Source organism: Pseudomonas sp. 05N432 (assembly GCF_056396945.1).
Window position 1 is genome coordinate 85,033 of record NZ_JBFTMM010000013.1, and the last position, 16,974, is coordinate 102,006.

Sequence of the window (16,974 nt, forward strand, 5' to 3'; positions counted from 1 at the left end):
GCCCGAGATATGTTCTTGAAGGTCGGGAGGCAACGCATGCTCCCGACAGGACATTTATCGTGTAACAGCACTCAATTAGAAGCGGTAACTAACGGACGTACCGAGCCCGCTCGCACTGTTCTTGAATTTGGCACTGTATGCACCTCTGTTCGCAGAGGCGTCGTTGATCTGCACGCTCTCCTCCCATAGGTAGGAATAAGCAACATCGATCGTGACATTGTCCGCCGGAGTCCAGCCAGCACCGAAGCTGATAACCTTCCGGTCGCCCGTGGGAATACGTGGTCCTCGGTTGGTGTTGTTGGTGGGCGACTGGTCGACCGAGAAGCCTGCGCGAAGTACCCATTGGCTGTTCAATTTGTACGCCGTGCCGATAGCGTGAGCCCACGTATCATGCCAGTTCTGTTCTTCGGTAATAGTGCCCAGCGAGCCGCTCAACAAAGGGGGTAAACCCGTGTTCTCGATGGTTAACTCTTTAAAGCGACTCCAGCGTGTCCAGGTGCTCCCTAAATATAGAGTCCAGTCATTATTGAGCTGATGAGTCACCGAGAAGTCCACAGACTCTGGGGTATCCACATCCAGCGAAGCGTCATAACTCCGGCCGCTGACCCCCAACACGCTAAAGATGCCGTCAGTGACCTTGGTCTTGGCGTCCAAGTGGTAACTGACCTTGGAATGGTAAGTCATGCCCAAGCGAGTTTGGTCTGTAGCCTGCACCAGGATACCGGCGTTGAAACCGAGGGCCATGTCGTCGCCCGTGCTTTTGAGTTTTCCGTCATTGCGACCTGGGCTCAGTGGATTGGGCACCATTCCGGACAGCTCACCGGTGATGCGGTTGATAGTCGGACCGAACCCGATCGAAACTTTGTCGTTAAAGGCATAGCTGATGGTGGGCTGGAACGTAAGCGTCGTGACCTCACTTTTGTTGGCGTAGTAACGCCCGGCAAAACCGCTGCCATAGTCAGTCATCAGACCGAAAGGTACATAAAAACCTACACCGAACGCCCAATGCTCATCGATGGGTTTGACGTAGTAACCCATAGGCACTGTGGTGGTTGGCACCATGTCACCGTCTTCCTGGCCTCCGAATGTACTGCGGGTTTGGCTTATGTCGGTCTTCGCGAATAGAGTCGCCGCGCCCACGCTGACCTGCTCTCTTTTCAATCGAGACATGCCCGCCGGATTACCGAAGACCGTGCTCGCATCTTCAGCGGATGAGGAGCGCCCGGCAAACCCGGCCCCCATCCCGCTGACGCTTTGTTCATTGAGAGCGAAACCGCTTGCAAACACATTTGAAGATGCGAGCACGACAGCGAGGCCAAATGGGCTCTTGAGCACTATTTTTTTCATTGTTTGAACTCTATGGGGATCACTGAGATGAAGCAGTAGAAGCAATGGCTCACCATATTTATTCATGTGACCAATTCAGTCAACGGTCACAATGCGAATAAATGAAATGCCCTTCGACGACTGGAAGAAGGGCAAAGTGAAAAGCCGTTTTGGTGATGTGTCGCTTACACAGGCATGACGTAAAACCGTTAGCCGAAGGTCAAGGCATGAGGCTACGCAAAATGAGGTTGGAGGTGAGCGTGGGCGCCTCCTCGACATAATCGAGGTTGTACTGCAGGAGTAAAGGATTGACGAAAGGCCGCAAAGCCAGATGTATCGCCTCTACTGTTTCGTCCAGGGGAGTCTTGCGTTCAAATTCGCCGATCTCTCGCCCCTCCCGCACAATTTGCAACACGAAGCGTTTGATCTGTGCGTCATAAGCCTGCGTACTGGGCCAGCTTTCCGACGCCGCGAATGCTGCAATGTCATAGAGTTTTCGGTCGTTAAAGAACAGATTCACACCTGTGGCGATCACAGTTTTGACCAATCGTCGAAAGCGCTCCGTCGGCGACAGGTCTTCTATATTGATCGCCTGCTCCACAGCCGCGACGATTTCTGCCAGACAATTTGCGCAGATGGCTTCACCGATCGCCTGCTTGGAATCAAAAAATTTGTAGATGTAGGCCTTGGAAAACCCGATGGCCCTGGCCAGGTCGGAAACCGTGGTTTTGCCGTAGCCGTATTGACTGAAGTGTTCATTGGCCGCCGCGACAATCTGGTCTCGAATGTCGTGATCGGCTGGGCCACGGGGGCTGGGTGAAGCTGAAGATATTGATGGCTGATTCATGGGAACAGCTTACTCATCCTATCGAGGACTGACAACTTGTGACCGACAAGATATATAGTCACAAATCGACCATGAAAAATCTAACGCTACATTACCTAGCGACACTCTGTAGCCTGCGCGTAAATGCCCGGACCACACTGCAACGCAGTTCAGTCCGTTCTCCCCGTCAATTTCGGGAAATTCAGGGTCCCAGAAGCGTCGCTGCGAGCAATGCAGAACATCAACACCAGCCTCAACCAACGGTAGCAGCCAGTCTTCCATTAATGCAGGGGTCTCGGCGAACCGATGTTTCAGGCACATCCGCACTTGTGGCGAGGGAGCTTGCTCCCGCCGGACTGCGTAGCAGGCCCAATTCAGGGCCGCTTCGCGCCCCGGCGGGAGCAAGCTCCCTCGCCACAGATACTTCTCAGCCCTCCAGACTTCCTTAAGTGAACAGCATTGCCGATCAATCGAGGCTTTATTGTTATCCAGCGGGAATTCCTGCGCGCCGTGTCGTACCGCCAAGAGCGGAGAAAGTCGTAGAACTCTCCCCCCCCTCTTGGCTGGCCGACTATCAGAAATCAATCGATGCTGAAAGCTGAAGGGTACGTGGAGCGCCCAGGCCGCCGGACAGGCCACTGCCGTCGCCGCCACTGTAGGAGCCGAGCCAGTAGGCCCGGTTGGCGAGGTTCTCTACGTTAGCCCGTAAGGTCACAGGTTTGGACATGACCTTGGTGGTGTACCGACCGCCCACATCGAAAACGGTGTAGGACGGCAACTCCATCCGATGGTCGTCGGTAACGTAGCGGCTGCCAACGTAGTTTGTGCCCGCGGTCAGGGTTAGCCCAGGGACCCTCTCCAGATCGTACTCGACTCCAAGTTTGCCGATGATTTTCGGAACGCCGGTCACCTGATTGCCTTCGTTCGCCGCTACCTGCGCCTTCGTCAACACCGCCTGCGTGTAGGAAACACCGCCCATCAAACGCAAATCTGGTCGGGCCTCACCGAAGAAGCTCCATTCCACGCCACGGTTGCGCTGCTCACCATTGACGCCAAAAATGTTGGTGACCGGGTCGGTAAAGGTGCTGGGTTTTTCGATCTGGAACACGGCCAACGTAGTGGCGAACGTACCCAGGTCAAGCTTGGCGCCCACCTCATACTGCTTTGTCTGAATCGGGCTCAGGATTTCACTTGGGTTGGCTGCCGTCGTCGGAGCCGTCCCCCCCTGAGACAGACCTTCGATGTAGTTCGCGTAGACCGATACATCGTCAGTGATCTTGACCAACAACGCGGTAGCCGGCGAAACACGGCTCTCGTTGTAGTGAGAGGTCCTGACGCGCGCCGGGGTCAGGTTGGAGCTTTCCACCGACTGACGTCGCACGCCCAGCGTCCATTGGATGCGATCATCAAGGAACGAGAGGGTATCGAGAAAAGCCACACTGCCCAGCTTGGCTTCGGTCCTAGAGGTGACCGCACCGAAATTATCCAAGGGCGGTGTTTTGCCAAAGTCGAGGTTGTAGTAGTTGGTGGTCACGTAGTTGGCTATCTGTTTATCCTTGAAGCTCATCTCCGACTTGTACTGTGTAGCCGCCAGCGACCATTGGTGGCCTACGGGACCGGTGTCAAATCTGCCCTTCAGGCCAGCCTCGCCCGATTTCTGGGTGCCCTGCCCATCCGAGCGATAAGCCAGGACGCTGATATCACCGGCGTTGTTGACCAGCGTGTCGCGCGTCATCAGGGCGTTGCGGCCACCCTCCCTCTGTCCGTAGGCCGCAAAGGCGGTGAGCGAGTCATTCAAATCGACCTCGCCTCTGAGCAAGAAGGTTTCGGTGTCGTTGGTGGTGTATGCCCAGTCAGGTGCCAGCGCGTAATCACCCTTCTTTGCGCGGGGTACGCTGGTGACCGTAGGGTTGATCGAGGCAATACCGAAGTAGTTGGCGCCCTCCAGATGTTCACGGTGCTTGTAGGCGTCCAACGACAGGCGGATGCGTTCGGCGCGCCAGTCCAGGCCCAGCGCATTGAGCTGCATGTTTTGTTTTTGATCGTCCACGGCGGTGTCGCCGTCGCGGTACGCCCCGTTGTAGCGGATACCAAACTGATTCTGCTCGCCAAAGCGCCGACCCACATCGGCATGCGCACCGTATAAACCATTGGATTCAAAAGAGGTCGTCAGGCGTGTCAGCGGTTCGTCGCCAGCGCGCTTGGGCACCATGTTGATGCTGCCTGCGACGCTGCCATCCGGTGGCATGCCATTCAATAGCGCCGACGGGCCCTTGAGCACTTCGATGCGCTCGGCCAGCTCGGTCGCACCGCGCAGGTTCGGCGCCATGCCGATCAGGCCGTTGTAGGTGATGTCGTTGGCGCTGGTATTGAAGCCACGAATGAAGAAGGTTTCGATGATGGCCCGTTTGGAGGGGACGTTCACCGATGGATCGGTTGCACCGATTACCGAACCGATGTCCTTCGCCTGGTGGTTGCGCACGAATTCATCGGTGTAGCTGATGGCGCTGAAGGGCGTCTCCATAAAGTCCTTGGTGCCCAGCAGCCCGACTCGACTGCCAGTGGCAACCTGGCCTCCCGCATACGCGGGCGGCAGGTCGGCAGTTGCACCCATAGTGCCCTCCACCGTCGTTTCAGACAGCACAAGGCTACCTTCGCCAGTGCCCGTCGGAGACTGCGGCTCAGAGGCAGGCGCAGCGGCCACAGCCATCGCGCCCCCGGTCAGCCCTAGTAACAGCGCCATGTGTACGGCAGAGAAAGTGCGATTCAAGGTAAACGAAAAAGCGCGTTGCGTAGCCTGCGATGAATCAGGATTGGCGCTGTGTGGGCGGCCGTGTTCCGACATGCTGGATTCCTTTCGATGCGATGAATTGAAGTGCATTCATTAGGTTTCCGTACCAGAACGCCAATCCCTCAATCCAAATGATAATAATTTGCATATACCGCACCAGAAACACTCCAACGGGCTGGATCAGTGGCGATCCCCCAATGACCGAAACAACATTCGAAAGCCACAAAAAAGGGCCGGTGCCTGAACAGGACCAGCCCTTTGTGCTGCAGATACACGTCGTGAATCAGCCCTTGTAGCCCTGAATCACCTCGTCAGCCATTCGATTGAGACAGGTCACGCTGGCGGTACACAGATACCAGGTCTGAGCATCGACAAAGATGACACGGCCGTTGTTCCAGGCCTTGGTCTTGCGCAGCAGCGGGTTATCCAGGCTCTGGATGTCCAGCGCCGGACGATGCTCCATCACCGCAGTTCGGTCGATTACATAGAGGATGTCGGGATCGGCCTGCTGGATAAACTCATTGGAAATCGGCTGTCCATGCAAACCCGCTTCGATGTCAGCGCTGGCCGGTTTCACGCCCAGGGTGTCGAAGATGAAGCCGTAGCGCGACTTCACACCGTAGGAGGTGAAGGCGCCGTTGTTGTGCAGCACGATCAACGCTTTCTCTGGACGTCCTTCGGTGACACGGCGGGTCTGTTCCACCTTGGCGTCCATTTCCGCGACTTTCTGGCGGGCCAGTTGCTCTTTGCCGAGGATGCGTCCCAGGAGGGTCAAATGCTTCTTGGCTGTGCCGATGAAATTGCCTTGTTTGTTGGTCAGGTCCACGTCGTCGTAGACGGTCGGGGCGATCTGGCTGAGATCCTTGTAGCTTTGCGCCTGGAGCGGAGAGATCAGAATGAGATCGGGCTTGAGCGCATGCAGCCGCTCGAGATTGGGCTGAATAGTCGATCCGACATCCATGACATTCGAGTCGTCACGGTATTTGGCGAGAAAGCTGGTGACGTAGTCCTTGGCGATGCCCACCACCGGCGCGCCCAACTGATCGAGTGTATCGAGTTCGCTCATATCGAAAGCCACTACGCGCTCGGGCAGTTTGCTCACCACGGTTGTGCCCAGAGGATGCTCGATCTTGATCGGCTCGTAGTGCGCCTGCGCACTCACTGGCGGCGCGGCCTCTGCCGCCGGTTTGTCACAGCCCTGCAGCCCGGCCGCTACGGCCATTGCCAGTAGCACGCCACAGATTTTTTTTGCGTCATCCATGCTCATATCAGTTCCCTTGAAGGTGATGGGTTGAAGTAGTTGCAGACGAACCCTTGTTCGCTCTGCAGGATTTCGAAATCCAGACCAAAAAGTTCGCGCAGGTGCGCCTCGGTCACCACCTCCTCGACCGGGCCGTGGCGGTGAATTCTCCCGCCTTTCATGGCAACGATATGATCGGAATAGTTGGCCGCGAAGTTGATGTCATGGACCACCAGGATCACTGTGCGGCCTTGCTCGTCACACAAGCGCCGCAGGGCACGCATGATTTGTACGCCATGCTTCATGTCGAGGTTGTTGAGCGGCTCGTCCAGCAACAGGTAATCCGTTTGCTGGGCAATGGTCATCGCCAGGAAGGCCATCTGCCGTTGTCCGCCGCTGAGCTCGTCAATGTAGGCGAGGCGCAGGGACTGCAAAGACAGGAACTCGATGGCCTCATCGATAGCCACGCGATCCTGGGCGGTAAGCACTCCACGGCTGTAGGGGAAGCGCCCGAAGGCGACCAGTTCCTCGACGGTCAGGCGCAGGTTGAAATCCGGGGACTGGCGCAAGGTGGCCACGCGCTTGGCATAGTCGCGAACGGGCACATCCAGAATGCTCCGCCCGCCAATCAGCACGTCACCCCGGGTCGGCGCCAGCAGGCGAGCGATCAACATCAGCAGCGTGGTCTTGCCCGCCCCGTTTGGGYCGATCAGCGACGTGACCTGCCCCGGTGGAAACCGGACGCTGACGTCACTCAGGACATGCCGGCTGCCATAGGCCTTGTAAACGTGATTGAGGGCGATCATGGGGTGCCTCGGGTTCGAATCATCAGCGCAAGGAAATACACACCGCACACCAGGTTGATGAGAATGCTGACGGAGGTGTTGTAGTTGAATATCTGCTCGACCAGGTATTGGGCGACAATGAAAATGCCAATGGCGATGGCGCAACTCATGGGCAACGTGACCCGGTGCCGAGCGGTTCGGGCAAGCGCATAGGAGATGTTCGCAACGAACACGCCCATGAATGCCGTCGGCCCGACGAGGCTCGTCGAGATCGCCACCAGAATGGCAATAAGTGCCAGTTGAAGGCGCACGCTGCGCGGGTAATCGACCCCCAGGGAAATGGCCTGGTCACGCCCCAGGGAAAGCACATCGAGCACCGGCAGGGTTCGTTGGGCGATGCCGCACACCACCGCGACCAGCATGCCCGAATAGATCACTTGCCCAGGTTGCGCCTTGTTGAAGGAGGCGTAGTTGAATCCTTGGAAAATCGAGAATTCTCCGGGGCTTATCTTCAGCTGGATGAATTGGGTAAACGTCCCCATCACCATGCTCAGTACCAGTCCCAACAGGAGCAACAGGTACACGTTGTTGCTCCCGTCACGGAACAGCCACCGATGAATAAACCATGAATAGCCGAGCATCAGCAGGACCGACAACAGGACGTTACCGTTACGCCCCAGCAACACCAGGCTCTGGGTGCCCAGCAGCAGGATCAGCAGTGCCTGGAACAGCAGGTAGATCGCCTCATACCCCATGATCGCCGGCGTCAGTATCCGGTTGCCGGCGATGGTCTGGAAAATCACCGATGAATAGGCAATGCACACCCCGGCAATGCCCATCGCCGCCAAACGGGTCAGTCGCTTGGGAATGACGTAGTCGAAGTCGAAACCGGAGCCCAACAACAGGAACCCGATCGCCAGCGCCAGAACCAGCAGCCAGAGACCATAACGGGTAGCCACGCGCCTCATGTGTACTTCCTGATGAGCAGCACGAGAAATAACAGGCCGCCCACACTGCCGGCGGTGAGGCCGATAGGCACTTCGAAGGGGTAGATCAGCAGGCGGCCAAGGATGTCGCAGGCCAATAACAACGACGCGCCGCACAAGGCGACGATGGGCAATGTTCGCTCCAGGTTTTCGCCGTAGTGCAGCGCCACCAGGTTGGGAATCACCAGTCCGACAAAGGGGATCGCCCCCACCGTGATAACCGTGGCGGAAACGGTGACCGCCACGAGCATCAGGCCTACCGCCGCATTGGCCGCGTAGTTCAGGCCCAGACTGCTGGCCATGCCCTCACCCATTCCCAGTACGGTAAACCGGTGCGCATACAGGTAGGTGAGCACGACGATCGGCAGGATCAGATAGATGATCTCGTAATTGCCCTGCACGATTTTCGAGAAGTCACCGAGCATCCAGCCCTGCATGCTCTGCAAGATGTTATGACGGTAGGCGTAGAACTCGGCGACGGCGCTCAACACGCCGCCATACATCAGGCCTATGACCGGGACCATCACCGTGTTCTTGAACTTGATACGGCGGATGATCGCGATATAGATCAGGCTCGCGGCAAAACAGAACGCCAGGGCAAACAGCATCCTGCCGGCAGTCCCCGCGGCGGGGGCTACCGTCAGTGAAATCAGAATGCCCAGCTTTGCCGCATCCAGCCCACCGGACGTGGCGGGCTCGACGAACCGGTTACGCACAATCTGCTGCAGGATCACGCCACAGACGGCCAGCCCTACCCCGGTGAGTATCAGGGCCGCGAGACGCGGAAGGCGGCTGGCGGTCAGTGTCAGCCAGGCATCTTCGGAAAAGGTGAAAAGTTCCGTCCAGGAGACTTGCTTGACTCCCACCATCAGCGAAAGGCAACAGAGCACAACAAACAGGAGCAGTAAGGTTGCACGACTCAAGAATCGTCCTCACTGCCAAACGCCCCGGCAATCCGCCAGCCCTTTGCGGCCCGGCGCTGAGCGAGAAAGTGCGCGTAGAGCCCTGGCTTGGCACTCAATTGCGCGTGGGAACCTTGCTCGCTGATCCGGCCATTATCGAGCACCAGAATCTGATCGGCCATGGCCACCGTCGAGAGCTGGTGCGCGATGACGATCAGCGTACGCGTACCACGCAAGCGCGCCAGTGCCTCGGCAATAGCAGCCTGGTTTTCGGCATCGAGCGCAGCAGTGGCCTCATCGACCAACAGAATCGGTGCATCCTTGATCAGCGCGCGGGCGATAGAAATCCGCTGGCGTTCGCCGCCGGACAATCGGGCGCCGCCCTCGCCCACCGGGGTATCCAGGCCTTGAGGCAGTCGTTCGATGATTTCCACGACACCGGCTTGTCGTGCCGCTTCCATCACCTGGGCATCACTGGCATCGGGTTTGCCAATGCGAATGTTGTCGGCGATGCTGCCCTGGAACAGGTAAGCATCCTGGAAGATCTGGCTGATCTGGCCGGCCAGTTGCTCGCCGGACATCTGGCGCACATCCACACCGCCGACGATCACAGAGCCTTGAGTCACGTCGAAGAAACGCGCGATCAGCCTCACCAGCGTGGTTTTGCCCGAGCCGGAAGCGCCGACCAGAGCGGTCATGCTGCCCGGCTCGATCCGCAGGCTGACCTTCTGTAATACATCAGCCTGATCCTCGGCATAACGAAAGCTCACGTTGCGCAGTTCGACGGACCCATCTACGGGTGCCTGTGGCGTCTGCGGTTCAGGCAACGGCTTGACCGCAAAAATCTCACGCACGGCTCCCAACTGGCCTCGCGCGCCACGCAACACCTCGCTATAGCCGGCCACTTCCAACAACGGATCGATAAAGCGGCTGACCAGCAGCAGTGAAACAATGACCGAGATGACGTTTCCCGCCTCCAGGCTTGCGCCCAACAGCTCAGCCAGCCATAGCGTGGCGGCCACCAACAAGGCGGCGAAGCTCGCCTGTACAGCCCAGGCATTGAACACCACCGACATCGCCGAGACGTGAATCAACCGTCTCGCGGAGCGCTGCTGGCGCCCGATGGCCTGTTCAAGAAACCGGGTACCACCGTCCTCGCCATTGAACGCCCGCAGTACCGATTGCGCCTGGGCGAACTCGACCATGCGCTGGCTGGTGTGGGCAGCGTTGTACTGGAAGTCCTGATCGGCACGCTGCCCCAAGCGAGCGGTCAACACAAAGACCCCCAGCAGGATTGGCAGCGTCACCAGCGCGATCAGGCCCATCTGCCAGTGCAAAGCGAACAGTGCAATCAGGATCACTACCGGCGTGATCACGCCGGTCATCAGCGGCGTGAAAACGTGGGCGGGAAGCTGCGCCATTTCCATCATGCCCTGGGACGCCACATGGTTTAGCCGCGCGGTGTTTTGCGCGCTGAACCAACCCACCGGCAAACGCGCCACGTGGTCGCCGAGCCGATGGCGGCCCCGCTGGAGAACCGCGATGCCGACTCGGATACCGGCTTTCTCCACGGTACGTCGTAGCGCCCAGCAGATCACCATGYCGATCACCAGCGCGATCAACCATTGCCCCGCTGCGCGCGTTTCACTGCCCAGCAAGCTGGTGAGTATCGGCACCAGGGTGACAATCGTCAGCCCGCAGAGCAGGCCGTAGACCAGCGTCATATAGAGATAGCGCCGCAGCACCGGGGCGTCTTCACCCAACAGTTGAATAAAGGTTCTCAGCATGACGGCACCGCCTGTTCCTTGGCCTGTTCGTAGCCGCCCAGCGCCCACAGTCGGGCGTAGCGGCCTTTGCGGGCGAGCAGTTCGTGATGACGTCCCTGCTCACAAATCGTACCGTTGTCGATCAGAATGATCCGGTCGGCGTGCATCACCGTATCAAGACGGTGAGCGATCACCATCAAGGTGCGGCCCCGGGCGAATCGCGATAGCGCTTGCTGGAGCTTCACCTCGTTCTCGGCATCGGCTGCCGCCGTGGCTTCATCAAGCACCAGCACCGGCGGGTCGAGCAACACGGCGCGGGCGATACTCACGCGCTGTAACTCGCCGCCGGAGAGCTGCACATCCTCACCGATCACCGAGTCATAACCGCGCGGCAAGGCGAGGATACGCTCGTGAATATTCGCGGTGCGCGCTGCGTCTTCGATTTCCTGCTGGCTGGCCGATGGCCTGCCCAAGGCAATGTTGTCGCGCAGGCTGGCATGGATAAGACGCACTTCCTGCAACACAAAACCGATGCGCCGGTACAACTGCGCGCTCTCGATCTGCCGGATGTCGACGCCGCCCAGCGTAATGCGCCCTTCAGTCGGATCGAAGAAGCGCAGCAGCAGGCGTGCCAATGTCGACTTGCCGGAGCCGGAAGCACCGACAATCGCGGTCACGGTGCCGGGCTTGAGGGTGAAGCCAATGTCCTTGAGCACCGGGTTCTGGCCGTCGTAGCTATAGCCGAGCTGCTCGACGCGAATTTCGGCATTTTCAGGCAACTGCCGTGATTCGCCCGCCAGGGTTTCCAGTACCGGCGTTTCCAGTAGCCCATGCACACGCTGGGCAGCGGCGGTAGCATTGTTCAGGTCGTGGGTGATGTAACTCAACAGCAGCAGTGGCGCGCAGATGCCCGGCGCCACCAAGGCGAAGGGCAACACCTCGACCGGTGTGATCCAGCCCAGGCTCACCAACAAAGTGCCAAAGGCCAGCACCACTCCGAGCACCGCAACCGGGGTAACCATGGCATGGGCGTTGGCCATCGCGCTGACCAGCGGCCGAGTGAAGTCGGTGAACGCTTCGGCGAAGGCATCCACCGCCTCACGGTAGCTGCCATGGGCCTTGCCCTCGACACCGAAGGCCTTGACCACGGGAATGCCGTTGACGAACTCGACCACTGCGTTGTTGATACGTGCCATACCGGCACCGAACGATTGCATGTTCGCCCCACTGGCCTTGGTCGCTCTGGAGAAAAACAGGAAAAACAGCGGGAATGGCAGCAGGGAGACAATCGCCATGCGCCAGTCCATGGCAAACAGGTACAGGATGGCGATGAGGATCGCCCCCACGGTGCGGCCCAGCGTGGTAAAGAAATGCGCAGTCAGGCTGTGCAGCGTACCGATATCATCCTGCATGGCCTGTTTGACTTCACCCGAAGCCCGACTGGTAAACCAACCCAGCGGCACCTTGGCCAGTCGACGAGTAATCGCCAGACGCAAATGGCCGGTGATGTGATTGTCGGCCAGGTGCGCGATCATCTCGCCCGCCGAAATCAACGTCATACCGAGGAACAGGCACACCAGGCTGACGCTGACAACCTGCCAGACCTGACTCTGCATCTGGACCCAGCCGGTAGCGACCTCGGCCTGCCCCATCGAGAGCTGTGCGATATGGGCGATGCCGGCCAGTGGCACCATCGTCAGCATGGTCCCGATTGCGGCCAGTACCGCGGCGACAATCAGCCGGCCGCGTACGGGTTTCAGTACCCGGGATACCGAGCCGGCGGCGGGTTGGTCTTTATCACTCATGAGCTCTCCTGAATAACCACTGGTGACAGCCTGAAGGCATGCCTGACTTCCTTTGTGTTCGAGCGTTTTGCGCGTTGCGTACCTTTATTCCGAACGGCGACGCAAAATCCTCAATCGAAATGCGGATTAATCCGTTCGCCGTCGTGAACCGAACGATCGATCACAGGCCCGCCCCCGATGCGAATGGGTGACAGGCCCGAAGGCCCGCAGCGATGTATTTCTCGACGGAGGACACCGACACCTTCAACTCGGCCGCGATATCCCGGTGGCCCATGCCATGCAACTTGCACAGCAGCAATGCTTCGCGGGCCTTGAGTGGCTTGTTATGCAAGGCAACATCGATCTGTGACAGGGCCTCGGATGCCAGCGCACGAACCTCTTCTGATGGCACCTGAGGCTCGGCTTGCTGCATCAGCCCTTCCAGGTGGCTGGCCTCAAGATGTCGGCGGCGATACAGATCTATCACCATGCCTTTGGCGATTTGAGTCAGATGACGGCGTGAGTTCTCGGTCGAGGGAACCCGGCCCTTCCTGATGAGATTGAGATAGACGTCATGGGCCAGATCCGCGGCATCCACCGAATTGCCCAGCTTGCGGCGCAACAAACTGCACAACCAGCGGTGGTGGTCGACATACAGCTTTTCAAATTGCTCCTGGGACGCGAACGCTCCGTTGTCCACAACACCTCTCCTGAGACGATGGTCTTCGCGATCAGATTTTGACTAATGCGAATAGGTATGATTATTATTTAACAGCATACGGTGTTCACAGAGCCCCTGCAATGCGACCTCATTGCAACTCCTTTGACGCCCGGGTCCCTGGGCGTTGCACCAGACCGAGGATCGGTCTGTCGGCACTCGGTGCCACCTCTACTTCTTACTGTTCAGTTTGATAAGGCGGGAAATTTCCATGATGGAACTCAGTCCAGATTCGTTACCGAAGCTCTCTGTCAACGGTCACGAGGAACATATCTGGCTCTTGCAGCAGCAATACCCCGAACGCATCCTCAAACACCTCTGCGCCTGGCGGCTCGACGCTGATGTCGATCTTTCAAGGCTCGAGCTGGCGATCAAGGCCGTCATCGAAACACTGCCCGATTTGAATGCACGCTATCAATTCAACGACGACGGCGAAGTGGACAAGGTCCACGCCAGTGACTGGAAATCCTGCATCGAACTCATTCGCTCACACTCCGACGCCGAAGCCACCGAGCAATTGCTCTCGCGGCAAGCGGCAGCGTGGGACGCGCAAAGCCAGCCGCCGTTCAAGGCGCTGATGATTCAAACCAGGCAGAACGTTATCCTGGGGTTCGTGATCCATCAGATCCTTGACCAGACCTGCCAGGAGATCGACCTCTATCACCAAGTCCTGAACGCCTATGTCGGTCACTCGACCAGCGACACCCCGTGGTTGCGCCGTCAGGCCGATGGCAAGGATGCAGCGCCAGCAGCCAGTGCACCCAACGCCCGGCCAGTGGCCAACAGCAGTGAAGTGGCGACGATTATCCTTGGCGAATTCCGTGGTGCCCTGGCGGAACCCGACATGCAACTTACGGATGACTTCTTTGATTTCGGCGGCCACTCCCTGCTGGCCACCCGCATCATTGGCAAGCTGTTGAGCAATCACGGCATCGAAGTCCAGTTCAATGACTTTTTCAGCGCCCCTACCGCCGAGGCCTTGGCATCACGAGCCCACGTCATTGCACATGACAACCCGGCAGCGTCTGCGCCAGGCTTGCCGCAAGACGTGCAGCGGGCGCCTTTCGCGCTGGCCCAGGCCTCCCTTGGGCGAGCCTATGCCGCCTATGGGTTCGGGACGATTTTMAACCTGCCCTTTGCCTTGGACTTCCTCGATAACGTGGATGAAGCGCTGTTCGAGCAAGCCTTCCGCGACCTGCTCGTACGCCATGCCAGCCTGCGCACGACCTTCCACTTCCAGGACGCTGAGGCATACCAGCAAATCGTGCCGATCGCGCAACTGTCCCGCTACAAATGGTTCTGGCCCAGCCATGAGAGCCGAGGGGCAACGCTGGAAAGCGAAGCCGCTTATCAGTTCGACCTGGCCCGCGAACTGCCCCTCAGGGTTCGCTTCATTTACGACTCGCAGCGCAAGCGCCAAACGCTGTCTTTGCTGATCCATCACATGGCCATTGATGAATGGTCGCTCAACGTCATGATGGAAGAACTGGCCCAAGCCTACCTCGCCCGTGCCGCCGACAAGGCGCCGGTCTGGGAAGCGCCTGCCCGCTCTTTCCACGAGTTCGCCGTGCAAGAACAAAGTACCGGCGTCAATCAGCAGCATCTCGACTATTGGACGAGCCTGTTGCGTGATGCAACCCGCGGTTTGACACTGCCCTCCCCTGATCATCAGGCGAGCGCGCCTGCCAATGCCGCTTCGACGAAGGCTCAATGGTTCGAAATCAAACCCGACCAGGACCTCACCGATAGCCTGTATGCCTTCGCCAGACAGAACAACTCGTCGCTGTTCGGCGTGGTCTATACGGCCATTGCACTGTCCCTGCACAAGCTCGGTGACTTGCAGGATCTGGTGATCGGCACATCGGCTTCCGGGCGCACCGACCCCGGGTTTTACGAAACGGTCGGTTACTTCACCACCATGGTCGCGCACCGGGTGCAGTTCGATCCTCGGCAGACAGTGGGCACTCTGATCGAAAACGTCACCCACCTGATCAATGACTCCATGGCTTATGCCGATGTGCCGATGGAGACGATTCAACAAGCCTTGGGCATGACCGCTGAGGACGGCCTGCTGTTCGACGTCTATATCCAGATTCATGCCAACAACGCATTGAACGGCACCCTGAGCACGCCAGACGCAGGAACGATCCGCTACCGACAGATTGACCCGGACAAGAACCAGTCGATGTTCGGTATTCAGTTCGAGATCCTGGAAAACCTGATCGACGGCAAACGCTCACTGCGCCTGGTGATCACCTACCGTTCGGAGCGTTACAGCGCCGAACAGATGGCACGCCTCAGCGCAATGATCGATCACGTCTTTGCACGCTTCACAATGCCAGATGCAGCCGGCATCGTTCTGAATCATATCCGCGCATAACCCTCAATCAGGGTCTTGGTAACACTAAAAGTGTTAACAAGACCCTGCACATCAAGCGCTACGCTTCATGCATTCCGTAGCGCTGGAACGATGAGTGCTTGGGCAAGCGGTAGTGCGTTCGACCGAGTAACCGGTTGGCAATCGTCGCATTGCGAATGGCCGCTACCCCGAGATCCGGCGAACCAACACCATGCTGGAAGATCTCCGCGTTCTGCACAAAAATACGGCCCGTGCCTTCGTCGCAGCGGCGCGCCGTAAAATCTTCCTCGACGATACAGTCGCCGAATTCATCGGTTTCAAGCACGACGCCTTTGAGCCGTTCAAACCACTGCGGCCAGGCATGCCCGTATCCCGTCGCCGCAACAATCGCGTCGGCCTCAAGGGTGCCGGTCTGATCCAGCTCGCGGTGCCGGTAGGCAATTCGCAGCGTGCCGTCGACATCCTCCACGGTCTCGACTTCGCAGTTGGAAAGCAACGTCAGACCTGTATCAGCGCCACCAATCGAGCGTTCGTAGATCAGGTCGTAGATCTGGGCAATGGTCGAAAAACTGATGCCCTTGTACAGCAACCCCTGCCCCGCAACGATGTCTCGGCGACGTTCCCGTGGAATACTGTGGAAGTACTCCATGTAGGATGGGGTAAAACACTCCTGCCCAAGTTTTGAATACTCCATGGGATGGAAGCCCGGCGAACGCGTGATCCAGCGAATCGAAGCTCCGGCCGCAATCCGTTCGGGGGTCAACTCGCTGAACAATGCCAGCACGCACTCCGCCGCACTCTGCCCGGAGCCAATCACCGTGACCCGCCGGCACTGCGCCAACTGCGCCTGTCTTTTGCCGAACTCCGCCGAATGCATGACTGGCACCGTGCTCTTGAGCTGGGCCCATTTCGGCAACAGCGGCACGGTGCCGACGCCAATCGCCAGGTCCCGGCTGTAGTAACGGCGTTTGAAGCCGGACACGGACTGGCTTTCAATCAGGAATCGGTCAACGCTCGCGTCATAGCTCACATCACAGATGTCTTCGCCGAAGTGGCAGGCGGGCAACTGCTGCGACGCCCATCGGCAGTAATGGTCGTACTCGCGCCGCGGCACCTGGAAGTTCTCGTAGTAATAGAACTGATACAGGCGATCGTGCTGATGCAGGTAGTTCAGATAACTCAGTGGGTGCGTGGGGTCAGCCATCGTCACCAGGTCCGCCAGGAAGGGAACCTGAAGCGTCGTGCCTGGCAAGAGAAGTCCTTCATGCCAGCGAAACTCCGCTTTGCGATCAAGGAAAATACCCGCCACGCCCGGGTGTCTGGACAGTAATGCAGCCAGCCCGAGATTAAAGGGCCCAATGCCAACACCGGCAATATCTACAGTGGGTATATCCGTCATCCGATCCATCTCCAAAGGGACTGCTGTCTGGATAGAAGGGAGCACGCTCTGTGGTGCCCCACTCCATTCATTTCAATATTATTCAGAGGCGC

12 protein-coding genes and 1 pseudogene are annotated in these 16,974 nt (G+C 58.4%); 1 reads left to right on the top strand and 12 read right to left on the bottom strand.

Translation table 11 applies throughout. The features are described 5' to 3' along the window. Positions 1-75: 75 nt before the first annotated feature. The 11 genes and pseudogenes from AC1DHT_RS15430 to AC1DHT_RS15480 form a co-directional block, all read right to left on the bottom strand. Positions 76-1,347 (bottom strand): OmpP1/FadL family transporter, encoded by a 1,272-nt coding sequence (locus AC1DHT_RS15430; protein WP_427537301.1) that lies wholly within the window; start codon positions 1,345-1,347, stop codon positions 76-78. Between the two features lie 199 nt (positions 1,348-1,546). Beyond that, positions 1,547-2,173, bottom strand: a complete 627-nt coding sequence (locus AC1DHT_RS15435; RefSeq protein ID WP_054597228.1) for a TetR/AcrR family transcriptional regulator — start codon at positions 2,171-2,173, stop codon at positions 1,547-1,549. Positions 2,174-2,251: 78 nt separating this feature from the next. Continuing rightward, positions 2,252-2,458, bottom strand: a pseudogene (locus AC1DHT_RS15440) (12-oxophytodienoate reductase); the annotation flags it as partial. Positions 2,459-2,726: 268 nt separating this feature from the next. Then, complete coding sequence (locus tag AC1DHT_RS15445; RefSeq protein ID WP_427537305.1) at positions 2,727-5,033, bottom strand: TonB-dependent receptor; 2,307 nt, start codon at positions 5,031-5,033, stop codon at positions 2,727-2,729. A gap of 193 nt (positions 5,034-5,226) precedes the next feature. Continuing rightward, complete coding sequence (locus tag AC1DHT_RS15450; RefSeq protein ID WP_427537308.1) at positions 5,227-6,210, bottom strand: siderophore ABC transporter substrate-binding protein; 984 nt, start codon at positions 6,208-6,210, stop codon at positions 5,227-5,229. After that, positions 6,207-6,989, bottom strand: coding sequence for an iron ABC transporter ATP-binding protein (locus AC1DHT_RS15455; protein ID WP_477761392.1), 783 nt, complete (start codon positions 6,987-6,989; stop codon positions 6,207-6,209). Before AC1DHT_RS15455 ends, AC1DHT_RS15450 begins: the two co-directional genes overlap by 4 nt. Beyond that, the gene (locus AC1DHT_RS15460; RefSeq protein ID WP_427537314.1) at positions 6,986-7,936 is read right to left on the bottom strand and encodes an iron chelate uptake ABC transporter family permease subunit; all 951 of its coding nucleotides are present in this window, start codon (positions 7,934-7,936) and stop codon (positions 6,986-6,988) included. The genes AC1DHT_RS15455 and AC1DHT_RS15460 overlap by 4 nt, the downstream gene beginning before the upstream one ends. Further along, a complete protein-coding gene (locus AC1DHT_RS15465; protein ID WP_427537317.1) occupies positions 7,933-8,877 on the bottom strand; it encodes an ABC transporter permease in 945 nt (314 codons plus the stop codon). Before AC1DHT_RS15465 ends, AC1DHT_RS15460 begins: the two co-directional genes overlap by 4 nt. Beyond that, positions 8,874-10,643, bottom strand: a complete 1,770-nt coding sequence (locus AC1DHT_RS15470) for an ABC transporter ATP-binding protein (protein WP_477761393.1) — start codon at positions 10,641-10,643, stop codon at positions 8,874-8,876. The genes AC1DHT_RS15465 and AC1DHT_RS15470 overlap by 4 nt, the downstream gene beginning before the upstream one ends. Beyond that, the gene (locus AC1DHT_RS15475) at positions 10,637-12,427 is read right to left on the bottom strand and encodes an ABC transporter ATP-binding protein (RefSeq protein WP_427537323.1); all 1,791 of its coding nucleotides are present in this window, start codon (positions 12,425-12,427) and stop codon (positions 10,637-10,639) included. Before AC1DHT_RS15475 ends, AC1DHT_RS15470 begins: the two co-directional genes overlap by 7 nt. Positions 12,428-12,587: 160 nt before the next feature. Then, positions 12,588-13,106, bottom strand: a complete 519-nt coding sequence (locus AC1DHT_RS15480; protein ID WP_427537326.1) for a sigma-70 family RNA polymerase sigma factor — start codon at positions 13,104-13,106, stop codon at positions 12,588-12,590. Between the two features lie 229 nt (positions 13,107-13,335). On the opposite strand from AC1DHT_RS15480, the gene AC1DHT_RS15485 reads away from it, so the two are divergent. Continuing rightward, a complete protein-coding gene (locus AC1DHT_RS15485) occupies positions 13,336-15,504 on the top strand; it encodes a condensation domain-containing protein (protein ID WP_477761394.1) in 2,169 nt (722 codons plus the stop codon). Between the two features lie 58 nt (positions 15,505-15,562). On the opposite strand, the gene basC is transcribed toward AC1DHT_RS15485, so the two are convergent. Beyond that, positions 15,563-16,882 carry a putative histamine N-monooxygenase gene (gene basC, locus AC1DHT_RS15490; RefSeq protein WP_427537332.1) on the bottom strand — a complete coding sequence of 440 codons (1,320 nt, stop codon included), beginning with the start codon at positions 16,880-16,882 and terminating at the stop codon, positions 15,563-15,565. Positions 16,883-16,974 lie beyond the last annotated feature (92 nt).

Bases quoted from the DNA above. Each gene is read 5' to 3' on its own strand.
- AC1DHT_RS15430 (WP_427537301.1), bottom strand. From the start codon at position 1,347: ATGAAAAAAATAGTGCTCAAGAGCCCATTTGGCCTCGCTGTCGTGCTC.
- AC1DHT_RS15435 (WP_054597228.1), bottom strand. From the start codon at position 2,173: ATGAATCAGCCATCAATATCTTCAGCTTCACCCAGCCCCCGTGGCCCA.
- AC1DHT_RS15445 (WP_427537305.1), bottom strand. From the start codon at position 5,033: ATGCACTTCAATTCATCGCATCGAAAGGAATCCAGCATGTCGGAACAC.
- AC1DHT_RS15450 (WP_427537308.1), bottom strand. From the start codon at position 6,210: ATGAGCATGGATGACGCAAAAAAAATCTGTGGCGTGCTACTGGCAATG.
- AC1DHT_RS15460 (WP_427537314.1), bottom strand. From the start codon at position 7,936: ATGAGGCGCGTGGCTACCCGTTATGGTCTCTGGCTGCTGGTTCTGGCG.
- AC1DHT_RS15475 (WP_427537323.1), bottom strand. From the start codon at position 12,427: ATGAGTGATAAAGACCAACCCGCCGCCGGCTCGGTATCCCGGGTACTG.
- basC (WP_427537332.1), bottom strand. From the start codon at position 16,882: ATGACGGATATACCCACTGTAGATATTGCCGGTGTTGGCATTGGGCCC.